This window comes from Micromonospora sp. LZ34, assembly GCF_052981855.1.
On record NZ_JBRIQN010000023.1, the window covers coordinates 63708 to 77065 of the forward strand.

General features: G+C 74.4%; 11 protein-coding genes. 5 read left to right on the plus strand and 6 right to left on the minus strand.

Annotation, left to right across the window (positions count from 1 at the left end):
* The first annotated feature begins 103 nt into the window (after nucleotides 1–103).
* From ACVCAH_RS23175 to ACVCAH_RS23185, 3 genes are read left to right on the plus strand one after another with little or no spacing between them, the layout of a single operon-like run.
* The gene (locus tag ACVCAH_RS23175) at nucleotides 104–1228 is read left to right on the plus strand and encodes a baeRF2 domain-containing protein (RefSeq protein WP_447138290.1); all 1125 of its coding nucleotides are present in this window, start codon (nucleotides 104–106) and stop codon (nucleotides 1226–1228) included.
* A complete protein-coding gene (locus ACVCAH_RS23180; protein WP_447138291.1) occupies nucleotides 1221–2984 on the plus strand; it encodes a thiamine pyrophosphate-binding protein in 1764 nt (587 codons plus the stop codon). The genes ACVCAH_RS23175 and ACVCAH_RS23180 overlap by 8 nt, the downstream gene beginning before the upstream one ends.
* Nucleotides 2985–3034: 50 nt before the next feature.
* Nucleotides 3035–4138, plus strand: coding sequence for an iron-containing redox enzyme family protein (locus tag ACVCAH_RS23185; RefSeq protein ID WP_447138292.1), 1104 nt, complete (start codon nucleotides 3035–3037; stop codon nucleotides 4136–4138).
* A gap of 15 nt (nucleotides 4139–4153) precedes the next feature.
* On the opposite strand, the gene ACVCAH_RS23190 is transcribed toward ACVCAH_RS23185, so the two are convergent.
* The gene (locus ACVCAH_RS23190) at nucleotides 4154–4426 is read right to left on the minus strand and encodes a CDGSH iron-sulfur domain-containing protein (protein WP_447138293.1); all 273 of its coding nucleotides are present in this window, start codon (nucleotides 4424–4426) and stop codon (nucleotides 4154–4156) included.
* A 236-nt stretch (nucleotides 4427–4662) separates the two neighbouring features.
* Here ACVCAH_RS23190 and ACVCAH_RS23195 point away from each other — a divergent pair, with 236 nt between their 5' ends.
* Nucleotides 4663–6066 carry a hypothetical protein gene (locus ACVCAH_RS23195; RefSeq protein ID WP_447138342.1) on the plus strand — a complete coding sequence of 468 codons (1404 nt, stop codon included), beginning with the start codon at nucleotides 4663–4665 and terminating at the stop codon, nucleotides 6064–6066.
* A gap of 218 nt (nucleotides 6067–6284) precedes the next feature.
* Nucleotides 6285–7424 carry a SigB/SigF/SigG family RNA polymerase sigma factor gene (locus ACVCAH_RS23200; protein ID WP_447138294.1) on the plus strand — a complete coding sequence of 380 codons (1140 nt, stop codon included), beginning with the start codon at nucleotides 6285–6287 and terminating at the stop codon, nucleotides 7422–7424.
* Between the two features lie 75 nt (nucleotides 7425–7499).
* On the opposite strand, the gene ctaD is transcribed toward ACVCAH_RS23200, so the two are convergent.
* From ctaD to ACVCAH_RS23225, 5 genes are all read right to left on the minus strand, one after another.
* A complete protein-coding gene (gene ctaD / locus ACVCAH_RS23205) occupies nucleotides 7500–9500 on the minus strand; it encodes an aa3-type cytochrome oxidase subunit I (RefSeq protein WP_447138295.1) in 2001 nt (666 codons plus the stop codon).
* A gap of 87 nt (nucleotides 9501–9587) precedes the next feature.
* The gene (locus ACVCAH_RS23210; protein WP_447138296.1) at nucleotides 9588–10313 is read right to left on the minus strand and encodes an ATP-binding protein; all 726 of its coding nucleotides are present in this window, start codon (nucleotides 10311–10313) and stop codon (nucleotides 9588–9590) included.
* Nucleotides 10314–10476: 163 nt separating this feature from the next.
* Nucleotides 10477–10941 carry a DUF4383 domain-containing protein gene (locus ACVCAH_RS23215; protein WP_447138297.1) on the minus strand — a complete coding sequence of 155 codons (465 nt, stop codon included), beginning with the start codon at nucleotides 10939–10941 and terminating at the stop codon, nucleotides 10477–10479.
* 120 nt (nucleotides 10942–11061) lie between these two features.
* Nucleotides 11062–12219 carry a glycosyltransferase gene (locus ACVCAH_RS23220; RefSeq protein ID WP_447138298.1) on the minus strand — a complete coding sequence of 386 codons (1158 nt, stop codon included), beginning with the start codon at nucleotides 12217–12219 and terminating at the stop codon, nucleotides 11062–11064.
* A 70-nt stretch (nucleotides 12220–12289) separates the two neighbouring features.
* The gene (locus ACVCAH_RS23225; protein WP_447138343.1) at nucleotides 12290–13273 is read right to left on the minus strand and encodes a glucosyl-3-phosphoglycerate synthase; all 984 of its coding nucleotides are present in this window, start codon (nucleotides 13271–13273) and stop codon (nucleotides 12290–12292) included.
* Nucleotides 13274–13358: the final 85 nt, after the last annotated feature.

Sequence of the window (13358 nt, forward strand, 5' to 3'; positions counted from 1 at the left end):
GGTTGAACGACGTGAATGAAACCTGCTCACGCCCCGCTCCTGCGCCAGGTGACAACCGCAGCGGCGCGGGTAAGCGCAGGGCCGAGCTGGAAAGGGGTCGAGCATGCAGCTGTCCTTCCTGCGCCCGCTCTACGACCAACCCGGGCCGTGGTGCTCGGTCTACCTGGACGCCTCGGCCAACACCGAGGACGCCCACCCGGCGCTCGACCTGCGCTGGCGCGCGCTGCGCGACGCGCTCCAGCAGCAGCGCGCCGACCTGGCGAGCATCGAGGCCGTGGAACGGGTGGTCCGGGGGCACGATCCGATGGCCGGCGACTACGGGCTGGCCGTCTTCGCCACCCGGGGCCGGGTGGTGCTCTCCGAGTTCCTGTCCGCCCCGCCGCTGCGGGACCTGGCCGCGTTCTCCGCGCTGCCGCACGTGATGCCGCTGCTCGCCCAGCGCGGCGAGCAGGTCGCCTGGGTGCGGGTACTGGCCGACCGGACCGGCGCGGACGCGATGGCGATCAGCGCCGGCGGCGTGCCGCGCCGGGCACACGTCAAGGGGCGGGAGAGCCATCAGCTGCGCCGGGTGAACCCGGGCGGCTGGTCCCAGTCCCGCTACCAGCGGGCGGCGATGGAGGCCTGGCACCACAACGCCGGCGACGTCACCGCGGCGACCGTGCAGCTGGCCGAGAAGGTCGGCGCCGAGGTGGTGGTGGTGGCCGGCGACGTCCGGGCCACCGGGATGATCGCCGCGCAGATGCCGGACCGGTGGCAGGACGTGGTGGTGCGCACCGACGCCGGCTCCCGGGCCGGCGGGGCCGACCAGACGCTGCTGGACGACATCACCGTGCAGACCATCGCGGAGGTGGCCGACCAGCGGATCAGCGCCACGCTGGACCGGTTCGGCATGCAGGAGGACGTGGGCGCCGGGCTGGACGCCGTGGTCTCCGCCCTGCAGCGCAACCAGGTCGAGAACATGCTCATCGTCGACGACCCGTCGGCGAACGGGAAGCTGTGGATCGGCCCCGAGCCGACCGCGATCGCCACCGACCCGCGCGAGCTGGCCGCCATGTCGGTCACCGATCCGGAGCAGGTCCGCGCCGATGCGGCGCTGGTGCGCGCCCTGGTCGGCACCGATGCCGAGCTGACCGTGCTCGGCCCGGACGAGGCCCCCGAGCTGGTCGACGGCGTGGGCGCGGTGCTCCGCTACGCCGACGCGAGCACCCCGGGGCGGGGCAATGGCTGAGCGCACCGTCGCCGACCTGGTGGTCGAGCGGCTACGGGCGTGGCGGGTGCCGCGCGCCTTCGGCTACCCCGGGGAGGCGATCGCGCCGGTGATCGAGGCGCTGGACGCCTCCGGCGGGGACCCCGCGTTCGTGCCGGCCCGGCACGAGGAGACCGCCTCCTTCATGGCCACCGGGCACGCCAAGTTCACCGGCGGCATCGGCGTCTGCCTGGCCACCCAGGGCCCCAGCGCGGTGCAGCTGCTCAACGGGCTCTACGACGCGAAGCTCGACAGCAAGCCGGTGGTGGCGATCGTCGGGGAGGACATCACCGGCCCGCTCGGCGGCGCGCACCAGGAGATCGGCCTGAGCCGGCTCTTCGGCGACGTGTGCAACCAGTTCGTCCGGTACGCCCGCACACCCGACCATGTGCCGGCCGTGCTGGACCAGGCGTTCCGTACCGCCGCGGCGACCCGCAGCCCGGTCTGCGTGGTGCTGGCCCGGCAGTTGCAGGAGGCCGTCGTGCCGGACCTGCAGCCGAACGCGGCCGGGGTGATCACGGCCACGCCCGGCGAGCCGCTGGCCCGGGTCCTGCCGCACGAGGTGGATCTGGACGCCGCCGCCCAACTGCTCGCCAGCGGGCAGCGCACCGCCATCCTGGTCGGCCAGGGCGGCCGCGGCGCGGCGGACGAGATCGTGGCGCTCGCCGACCGGCTCGGTGCCGGGGTGGCCACCTCGCTGCTCGGCAAGCCGGTGCTCGACGAGCGGCTGCCCTTCCACACCGGTGTGCTCGGCGAGGTCGGCACCCGGGCCAGCACCGAGCTGATGGGCGGCTGCGACACCCTGCTGCTGGTCGGCACGAACGACCCGTGGACCGACTACTTCCCGATCGCCGGTCAGGTCCGCACCGTGCAGATCGACATCGACGGCCGCAAGATCGGCACCCGTTACCCGGTGGACGTGCCGTTGGTCGGCGACGCCGAGGAGACCCTGCGCGCCCTGCTCGCCCGGGTGCCGAACAACCCCAACGAGGGGTGGCGGGCCACCGTGGAGAGCTCGGTCGACCGCTGGCGGGCAGAGGCGGCGGACCGGGCCCGTGCGCCGGCCGAACCGGTCAACCCGCGGCTGGTCCTGCACGAACTCTCCACCCGGGTGCCGCGCTCCGGGGCGATCGCCGTCGACGTCGGCTCGGTCATCTACTGGTACGCCCGGCACCTGGAGCTGCCTCCCGGGGTCAACGCCCAGCTCTGCGGCACCCTCGGCTCGATGGGCTGCGCCCTGCCGTATGCGGTGGCCGCCAAGCTCGCCGCCCCCGACCAGCCGGTCATCGCGCTGCTCGGCGACGGGGCCATGCAGCTCAACGGCCTGGCCGAGCTGATCACCGTGGCACACCACTGGCCGCAGTGGCGGGATCCCCGGCTGGTGGTCCTCGTGCTCAACAACCGCGACCAGTCCGGCATGGGCGGCGGCCGGGAGCCCGACGTCGATCCGTCCCGGCGCCGGCCGGACGTGCCGTACGCCGGCTGGGCCCGGCTGCTCGGCCTGCACGGCGTCCGGGTCGACCGGCCGGAGCTGGTCGGCGCGGCCTGGGACGAGGCGCTCGCCGCCGACCGGCCCTGCGTGCTGGAGGCGGTGGTCGATCCGACGGTGCCGCTGGCCCCGCCCGAGCCGGCCTTCGCCGACCTGCGCGGCCTCTTCGCCTCCGGCGATGCCGCGCGCCGGGTGCGCGACCGGATGCTGGAGGCCGGGGTGGCCGTCGAGGCGGAGGATCTCGTTTAGCGGCGGGCGCCCAGGGCAACAGAGATCGTCAGTCGACGCTGGAGGTCACGTTGTCCGAGCCCACCGATCGCCGGTACGGTCCCGCGCCCCTGCCGCACCCGCGCGGTCCCGTCTCGGCCACGGTGCTCGACGCGCTGCGGCGACCGCCGCACGACCTGCCGGACTCCCTCGCCGCGCTGCTCGAACCGGCCGACCCGCTCACCGACGAGGACCTCCAGCTCACCCTCTTCCTCTGCTACGAGATGCACTACCGGGGCTGGCGCGACGTCGCCGACGACTGGGAGTGGCAGCCGTCGCTGCTGGCGCTGCGGTCGTACGCCGAAGGCGTGTTCGAGGCGGCGGTGCGACGGCTGGTCGGCCCGCTGCCGGCGGTGCTGCCCGCCGGGGTGCCGGCGGCGCTGGCCGACGTGGTCGCCGCGGACGACGGGCCGTCGCTCGCCGTGCAGTTGCAGCGGCGGGCGACGCTGGCGCAGTTCCGCGAGTTCGTCATCCACCGCTCGATCTATCACCTGCGGGAGGCGGACCCGCACAGCTGGGCGCTGCCTCGCCTTGGCGGCCCGGCCAAGGCCGCCCTGGTGGAGATCCAGATGGACGAGTACGGCAACGGGCGGCTGGACCGGATGCACGCGGAGCTGTTCCGCACCACCATGGGTCGGCTCGGCCTGGACACCGGGTACGGCGCCCACCTGGACGTGGTGCCGGCGGTCACCCTGGCCACCAACAACCTGATGTCGCTGTTCGGCCTGCACCGCCGGCTGCGCGGGGCGCTGCTCGGGCACCTGGCCGCCTACGAGATGACCTCCTCGCTGCCGAACCGCCGCTACGGCAACGGCCTGCGCCGGCTGGGCCTGGACGAGGTGGCTACCCGGTTCTACGACGAGCACGTCGAGGCGGACGCGGTGCACGAGCAGATCGCCGCGCACGACCTGTGCGGCGGGCTGGTCCGGGTCGAGCCCGCCCTCGCGCCCGACGTGGTCTTCGGCGCGGCCGCCGCGCTGGCGGTGGACCGGCGCTTCGCCGCGCACCTGCTGGACCGTTGGGCGGCGGGTCGTAGTTCGCTGCGGGCTCCGGTCACCGGGGCGGCGCCGACGCGCACGGTGCCGGCCGCGGGGCCCGCCCAGGCCGCGTCGCCCGCGCTGCCCGCCGTCGCCTGATCCTGCCGGCCGGGTTCACCCCTCCCGGTCGGTGCCGGCCCGGAAGCCGACGGCCTTGTGCGTGCCGTCGCAGAAGGGCTTGAGCGCCGACTTGCCGCACCGGCACAGCGCCACCGTGCCGCGCCGTGCGTCGATGGTCCGCCCGTCCGGGGTGACCAGGGCGAAATCGCCCCGCACCAGCAACGGGCCGTCCTGGTACGGAGTGATGGTGGCAGCCGGGGGAGTGTCGTGGTCCTCGCGCATGGTGCGTCGAGTGCCCCTCCCGGGCAGCGCGAAACCCTGCGGCACGGCCTACCACCGCGGACGACCCCCGCCCGACCGGGCCGGGACGGCGGGCCCAGTGGGGACGGCCGGCCCAGCCGGGACGCGCGGGCAGGGACGGAGCCAACCGTCCGGGACGGCGATGGGCCGGAAGATCACCGGATTGCTCCCGCCCGGTGGGGGATGCCCCGTTTGAACCGCATCGGGACGGGAAGCCGGGCCGCGTGGTGAGCGATCGAGGCAAGGTGGGGCCGGTGCACAAGGTGCACGAGGGGCTCACGGCCGAGGGCGCCGGTCTGTCCGGCGACCGGGTCGTGGCGGCCGGCAGTGCCGCGCGGATCCTGGTCGGCGCCACCGCCCGGGCACTGCGCGGGGTGGACTGCGCCGACCTGGGCCACGTCGGGCCGCTGTCCCGGTTCGCCGGCGCCCCCGAGCCGATCCGGCGGGCGGCAGCGAACCGGGCCGTCGGGCGGGTGGCGCTGACCTGCGGGCAGACCGCGGAGGTCGACGCCGCCCGGGTGGCCCGCTGGTTCGTCGAGCAGTACCCGCGGCGCCGCTACCCGGGCGTGCTGATCGGCTCGCCGCACGGCGCGGCGGCACACCTGGCGGTCGCGCTGGGCGTGCCGTGGCTGCCCGCCGGGTTCGAGATGACCGTGCACTGGGCGCAGGGGGCGGTGGACCGGCCGCGGGCCGCGCTGGACCACGGCGCCGCGCTCGCCGCCCGGCTGCTCGCCGGCAACCAAGACCTGCACGTGCGCCAGGTGCACTGCCCGGCCAGCCGGGGCGCGCTGGCGGGCGCCACGGTGGCGCTGGCGGCCCGCTGGCAGGCCCTGCCGGCGGCGTACCGGCGGTTCCTGGCCGACCGGCTGGCGCCGGGCGCGCCGGTGCTGCTGCTGCGCGACGCGCGCACCTGGCCGGTGCTCGACTCCGCCGCCGGACACAGCTTCCAGGTCGGTTGCCCGGCCAGTGGCCTGGACCCGGTGGACTTCCACCCGGACAGCCACGCCCTGCGCCAGGTGCTCCGGTCGGCCGGGGGCGACGGCGCGCACTGGGAGCCGCCGGAGGTCACCTCGCCGACCGGCTACGCCGAACACGGCGTGGAGTCCGGTTTCGAGCTCAATGCCCGGGAGTGGACCGGCCGGCACGGGCATCCGCTGCACCGGGTGCTCTATCCCCGGCCGGAGGCGCTCAGCGCGGCCACCGCCGACCTGTACCGGCGTTGGCTGCGCGCCGCCGGCAAGACCGGCGACCGGCTGGTGGTCGAGTGCGGTCGGCTGCTGGACCCGTGGCAGGTGCTCCGGGCCGGGCTGGTGCCCTACTGGTGCGAGAACGCCACCCGGCGCAGCGTCGAGGGGGCGGAGTGGTGGCTGGCCGGCAGCGAGCGGTTCAGCTCGGTGGACGTGCTGCCCGAGCCGCCCGGGGTGCGCTCGCCGGCGCTGGCCGGGCTGCCGCAGTGGCTCGCGGTCGCCGGCTTCGGCCTCCGCCGCCGGGCGCTGGACCGCCCGACCGCCCGCGGCTACCCGGTCACCGCGGTACCCACCCGGCGGGCCACCGAGGTGCTCCGGGCCCAGCCGTACGACCTGCCGACGCCGCCGCCACTGGCCGTGCCGGAGGCGCTCGCCGCGCTCCGCGACAGCGGCACCCACCTGGGCCTACTGGTCTGTTGAGGCCGGCCCGGCGAAACATCCTCGCGAACCCGGGATCCCGTGATTGAGTACCTACGGAGCGGGAACACTGCTGGCTGCGACGGCCTGATCACGCTGCGCAGTGCGGCGCCCGCTGGCACCCCAGTCACGTAACCCACTTCCGGCCCGGTGCGTGGTGCGACCACGCGCACGACCGGTTTCCCAAATCCGGGCGGGGGACCTTCCTGAGGGAGGCGCGGATGTTCGGACAGACCGGCACGACCACACCACCACCCACCGACCGGGGTCTTGAGGACCTCGACGCGGCGGCGCTGGCGTACGCGGCGCGGATCGAGGGACTGCCACCGGAGCGGCGGCAGGAGGCCCGCGACGACCTGGTCCGGTTCGCCCTGCCCTTCGCGGGTCGGCTGGCCCGCCGGTACCGGGGGCGGGGGGAGCCGCTGGAGGACCTGGAGCAGGTCGCCCGGCTGGGACTGGTCAACGCGGTCGACCGGTACGACCCGGAACGGGGCTCGTTCACCGCCTACGCGGCGATCACCATCGTCGGCGAGATCAAGCGGCACTTCCGGGACCGCACCTGGGGCGTGCACGTACCCCGACGGCTGCGCGACCTCATCCTCGAGGTCGGGCAGGCCACCGCGGCGCTGACCAGCGAGCTGTCCCGGGCGCCCACCGTGGCGGAGCTGGCCGAGCGGCTGGAGACCCCGGAGGAGGAGATCCTCGCCGCGCTGGAGTCGGCGGCCGGCTACAGCCCGGCCTCGCTCAACGCGCCGGTCGGTGGAGAGAGCTCCGCCGAGTTCGGCGACCTGGTGGGGGAGTCGGACAACGCGCTTGAATCCGTCGACGACCGGGTGACGGTGAGCGGGCTGCTGCACCGCCTGCCCTGGCGGGAGCGGCGGATCCTGGCCATGCGCTTCTACGGCAACCAGACGCAGGCCGAGATCGCGGCGCGGTTCGGTATCTCGCAGATGCACGTGTCCCGGCTGCTCTCCCGGGCGCTGACCTGGCTGCGCCAGGCGATGCTCGCCGACGCGCCGCCGCCGTGGCAGAACGGCGCCGCCGAGTCGGAGGCGGGGCGTACCCGGATCTCGGTGAAGCAGAACGGCGACCGGGTGGTGGTCGAGGTCGGCGGGGAGGTCGACCGCGACGGCGCCGACCAGCTGCGCCGGGCCATGCTGGCGGCGGTCACCGGCCAGCCCGCCGAGGTGGTGGTGGACCTGGTCGGCGCGGGCGGCTTCGACGCCGGTGGGATCGCCGCGCTGATGGCCGGCCGGGAGGCCGCCGCCCGCACCGGGGTGCCGCTGCGGCTGACCCGGGTGCAGCCCGCGGTGCGCCGCTCGCTCACCGCGGCCGGCCTGGCCCCGGGCCGCGACGGCTGACCGGCGCACCCGTAACGAGCGGAGGGGGCCGGCGCGGATGCGCCGGCCCCCTCCGCTCGCGCACGCCCCGGCCGGTCAGTCCTCGGGGTTGTCGTCGCCGTGCCCGCGCGGGTGTCGCCACCGGGTGCCTGGGCGCTGCGGGCCGCCGGGCGGCGGCTCCTCCGGTGCGTCGGTCTGTTCGAAGCTGGGTCGGCGCACCTCCTCCGGCTCTGGCACGTCCACCGGCCGGGCCCCGGACTGCGGCGCCGGCTGGTACGCGACGGCCTCCCGCGCGCCGTGCGCGCCCTCGGCGGCCGGCGACTCGGGCAGGTACTCCTCCCGGCGCAGCTCCTCGCGGAACTCCTGCGGCGGCTTGGTGGTGCGCTGCGGCAGGTCCCGACCGAGGTCGGCGACGAGCGGGCCGTACTTGGCGTCGAAGGCGGGGCGCTCGGAGCGGATCCGGGGTATCCGGTCGAAGTTGCGTAGCGGGGGCGGGCAGGTGGTGGCCCACTCCAGTGAGTTGCCGAAGCCCCAGGGGTCGTCCACCGTCACCATCGCGCCGTACCGCCAGGACTTCCACGCGTTCCAGATGAAGAAGAGCGTGGAGATGCCGAGGATGAAGGCGAAGATGCTGGAGGTGGTGTTCAGCGCGGTGAACCCGTCGGTCGGCAGGTAGTCGGCGTACCGCCGGGGGAACCCCTCGTTGCCCAGCCAGTGGTGGACCAGGAAGGTGCCGTGGAAGCCGATGAACATGGTCCAGAAGTGCGCCTTGCCGAGCCGGTCGTCGAGCAACCGCCCGGTCATCTTCGGCCACCAGAAGTAGTAGGCGCCGAAGAGCGCGAAGACCACGGTGCCGAACACCACGTAGTGGAAGTGCGCCACCACGAAGTAGGTGTCGTGGGTGTGGAAGTCCGCCGGCGGGCTGGCCAGCAGCACCCCGGTGAGCCCGCCGAGCAGGAACGTCACCAGGAAGCCGATCGCGAACAGCATCGGCGTCTCGAAGGTGAGCTGGCCCTTCCACATGGTGCCGATCCAGTTGAAGAACTTCACCCCGGTGGGCACCGCGATCAGGTAGCTCAGGATGCTGAAGAAGGGCAGCAGCACCTGGCCGGTGGCGAACATGTGATGCGCCCACACCGTCATCGAGAGAAAGGTGATCGCCATGGTGGCGAGCACGATGCCGGTGTAGCCGAAGATCGGCTTGCGGGCGAAGACCGGGATGATCTCGCTGATGATGCCGAAGAACGGCAGCGCGATGATGTACACCTCGGGGTGGCCGAAGAACCAGAACAGGTGCTGGAAGAGCATCGGCCCGCCGGTCCCGGGGTCGTAGACGTGGGCGTTGAGCAGCCGGTCCGCCAGCAGCGCCAGCAGCGCTGCGGCGAGCAGCGGGAACACCAGGAGGACCAGCACGCTGGTGAAGAGCATGTTCCAGGTGAAGAGCGACATCCGGAACATGGTCATGCCGGGAGCGCGCAGGGTCAGGATCGTGGCGATCAGGTTGACCGCGCCGAGGATGGTGCCCAGCCCGGAGATCACCAGGCCCATCACCCACATGTTGGCCCCGACCCCGGGCGAGTGCTCGGCGCTGCTCAGCGGGGAGTAGGCGGTCCAGCCGAAGTCCGCTGAGCCGCCCGGGGTGAGGAAGCCAGCCAGCACCATGACTCCGCCGAAGAGGTAGAGCCAGTAGGCCAGGGCGTTGAGCCGGGGGAACGACACGTCGGGCGCGCCGATCTGGATCGGCACGATGTAGTTGGCGAACCCGAACGCCGCCGGGGTGGCGAACAGCAGCAGCATCACCGCGCCGTGCGAGGTGAACAGCTGGTTGTACTGCTCCGAGGAGAGAAACTGCAGGCCCGGGCGGGCCAGTTCGGCCCGGATCAGCATCGCCTCGATCCCGGCGGCGATGAAGAAGCCGAACGAGGTGATCAGGTAGAGCAGCCCGATCTGCTTGTGGTCGGTGGTGGCCAGGAACCGGATCAGCTTGCCGCCCGGGACCGCCTTGCGCAGCGGTCCGGGATAGCCGCCGAAGCGGGCCGGGGCCAGGATGGCCGGGCCCCGGTCGCGTCCGGGTTCCGTGGTGACCCGTCTGGGCATTGACTCTTCACCCCGTCATGACGACAAAGGACGGGCGTGGCTACCCGCCCCTCCGCCCATGTAACCAGGCGAAGCCGGTAAATACGGTCAATTCGCGGGCAGCGTGGCCCAGACGACCTTGCCCTCGCCGGCCGGCACGCTGCCCCAGCGCTGAGTCAGCTCGCGTACCAGCAGCAGTCCCCGGCCGCCCTCCGCCCGCAGGTCCGGGGCGCCGGGCCGGGCCGCGTCCCGGCTGCCGTCGACCACGGCCAGGTGCAGCCAGGGCCGGCGCAGGGTGAGGGTGACCTGCATGGGGGTGCCGGCGTGCCGGACCACGTTGCCGACCAGTTCGCTGAGCACCACCGACGCCGGGCCGGCCGCCTCCGGCAGGTTCCACCGCGCGCAGGCGTCGGCGACCAGTTCCCGGGCCCGCCGACAGGCCCCCGCCGCCGGTTCCAGCCGGGCCCGCAGCCGGGGCAACGCGGCGGCGCCGGCCGCCCGGGCCGCCTCGGCGCAGTCCCGGCGGACCGGGACCACCCGGCAGGTCGTCGACTCCGCCAGCCAGGCGGCGGCCTCGGGCGCCGGTGCGCAGAGCACCAGCGGCACGGCCGGCCAGCCGGCGGCCTGCCGGGCGGCGGCGGCGAAGACCGACAACGCGAGCCGGTCGTGGACCGTGACGTCGGCGAGGTCGACCACCAGCGCGTCGGGCTGGGTGGCCAGGCAGCGGTCCAGCACGGTGTGCACCGGGCGCATGGTGGCCAGGTCGAGGTCGCCGGCGAGCCGGACGACGGTCGGCGACCCGTCGCGCACCTCGCAGCTGATCCGGCTCGACATCTCCGCCCTCGCTCCAGTCTCGTCCGCAGGACTGCGAACTACCCGGGCGGGGGCGGAGTCAAACGGGACCGGCCGCCGGCGCGACGGCCGTCACGGCGGAACCGGCAGGGGCGCCGTCACCGGGGACGACCACCGCCGGCGGCGGGCGCTGGACGAGCAAGCGTCAGCGGCGGGCCCGGCCGCGGGTGGTCAGCAGCCCCAGCGCGATCATGCCGACGCCGAGGAAGAAGTGCAGCCAGGCGTCGGCGTGGTTGACCGGGAGGAAGTTCGCCCCGCTGTCGTGGTCGACCACCAGGCCGTAGAGCCAGAGCACCAGGTAGATCGCGCCGCCGCCGATCAGGTACGCGCGGGCGCCGGCGACGGTACGGGCCAGGGCCAGCCCGACCAGCCCGTACAGCAGGTGCACGAGGTTGAGCAGCACCGAGACCTGGAACACCCCGAGCAGCTTCGCCTCCGACTGGTGGCCGGCGAACCCCAAGTCGCCGTAGTTCGAGGTGATGCCCGGGACGAACCCGAGCAGGCCGACGAGGACGAAGACCCACGACACGACGGTGGCGGCCCGGCGCACCGGGGCCTTGCCGTCGGCCGGGTTCCGGCGGGCGCGCGAGTGCGCCATCGGACCGGTCACCGAGGTCTTCTCCCTCCTGAGCGGCGGTGGCTGAGCCCTGCCCGGCTACCCGCCCCCGGTGCCGGCAAACGCGCGGCCGGGCCCCGCGATGCGGGACCCGGCCGGTGGATGCGACGCCGGTCAGACCGGTTGCAGGCGGCGGGCCGCGGTGAGCTGGCGAACCTGGTCGTAGAGGCGCACGTACACCTGCGCCATCACCGCCGGGGTGAACCGGGTCGCCGCCTCGCGCCGGCACTCGCCCGGTTCGAGCAGGCTGGCCGCCAGCAGCAGCTCACCCAGCTCCTCCTCGTCGGTGGTGAGCAGTCCGGTCCGGCCGTGCTCGATCAGCTCCGGCAGGCAGCCCCGGGCGGTCGCCACCACCGGGGTGCCGAGCGCGAGCGACTCGACCACCGCCGTGCCGCCCGGTTCCTCCCAGCGCAGCGGGAACAGCGTGGCCCGGGCACCGGCCAGCAGGTCGTCCCGCACCTGCCCGGCCACCGTGCCGACCCAGCGGACCAGGTCGCCGTCCACGTGCGGGGCCACCTCGTCCAGGAAGAACCGGACGTCCGGGTTCTGCCGGGCCTCGTCGCCCGCCGCGGCCAGGTCCTCCGGCCGGTGGTACGGGCCGACCGGGCCGGCCAGCACCAGCGGCACCCCGACCCGGCGGGCGAGCCGGGCGCCCAGGTCCTGCCCCTTGCCCGGGTTGATCCGGCCCAGGATGAGCGCGTAGTCGCCCTTCTCCGGCGCGGGCCGACGGTCGGCGTCGACGGCCAGCGGGGTGGCCAGGTGCACGTGCCCGACCGAGTACGCCCGCAACGCCTCGGGCGCCCGGGCCAGTTGGGAGGCGGAGACGCCGTTGACCCGGACCCGGTCGCCGCCGTCGAGATTGCCGTAGAGCGCCGGGTGCTTGGCCAGGTCCCAGTGCAGGGTGTGCAGCGCCGGCGGGGCGTCCGGGCCCATCGCGGCGAGGGTGGCGAGCCCGACCGCCTCCACGTGGTCGTGCACCAGGTCGATGTCGTCGCGCGAGCGCAGCGCCTGGACCACCCCGCCCAGGTGCGCCTGGGCGACGCCGCAGACCTGGTTGTACGGCCGTTGCAGCTGCGAGAACTGCCCGTCGGGGAAGACCGAGACCAACTCGTCGACCGGCAGGGTGCTGGTCTCGACCGAGGCGAGCACCACCCGGACGCCCAGCCGGCGCAGCTCCGGCACCAGGGTCGCGATCACGTTCTCGATCCCGCCGTAGCCGGGAGGCGGCACGGACAACCACGGCCCGGCGTTCATCAGCACGGTGAGACTCATCGGGCCGCCCCCCGTCCCGTTTCGGGGCCGGCGGTCACCGTCGCCGGCGGGCCGCCGGCCGGTCGGGGCGTCACGCCGCCGCCACCCGTCGACGCGGCACCCGGTGCCGCAGCTCGGCCAGCGGCGGGCGCTCCTCGATGGAGACGTCGCTGACCACGATCTCCCGCTCCAGGTTCGGCAGCGCCTCCGAGCCGCCCCGGCGGAACTGGGTCAGCAGGGCGGCGGGCATCGCGCCGGGAACGGCCCAGCCCCGCCGCTGCAGCCGCGACCACGCGGTCAGCAGGATCTGGGCCGACATCCGCCCCAGCGCCGCGGTGTCCTGGTGGCGGTGCTTGCGCTCGCCGAGGTCGACCTGGGCCAGCGCGTCCAGCCCGATCAGTTCCAGCAGGTCGATGAGCATCGCCGTCTCGACCCCGTAGCCGGAGACGAAGGGCACCTGCTCCAGCACCTCCCGCCGGCCGGCGTACTCGCCGGCGAGCGGCTGCACGAAGCCGGCCAGCTCGGGCCAGAACAGGTTGAGCACCGGCCGGGCCAGCAGTTCGGTCACCCGCCCGCCGCCGTCGGCCTCGACGCCGGCCGTGCCGACCAGTGGGCGATGGTAGAAGCCCTTGACGAACTCCACCGACGGGTCGGTCAGCAGCGGGCCGATCAGCCCGGTCACGAAGTGCGGACGGAACTCCCGCAGGTCGGCGTCGATGAACGCCACCACGTCCCCGTCGGCGGCGGCGAGCCCGGCCCAGAGCGCGTCGCCCTTGCCGGTCAGCCGGGGCAGTCCCCGGGTCATCTCGTCCTGGCTGACCACCTCGGCGCCGGCGGCCCGGGCCACCTGGGCGGTGCGGTCGGTCGACCGGGAGTCGACCACGATCAGCTCGTCGACCAGCGGCACCCGGTGCACCAGGTGCTCCCGGATGGTCGACACGATCGCGCCGACGGTGGCCTCCTCGTTATGGGCGGGCAGCACCACGCTGACCCGGGTGTCACCCTTCGCGCGCAGCAGCAGCCGCGCCGGCCAGTCGGCCGCCGACGTTGTCCGGTAGGTGGCCCACGCCTCCACCACCGGCGATACCGTCGATTCCGTATTCCGCACAGGCACCCCCTGATCGAGGCGGAAAATCCAAGCCTGGTTTTCCCACTTCCCA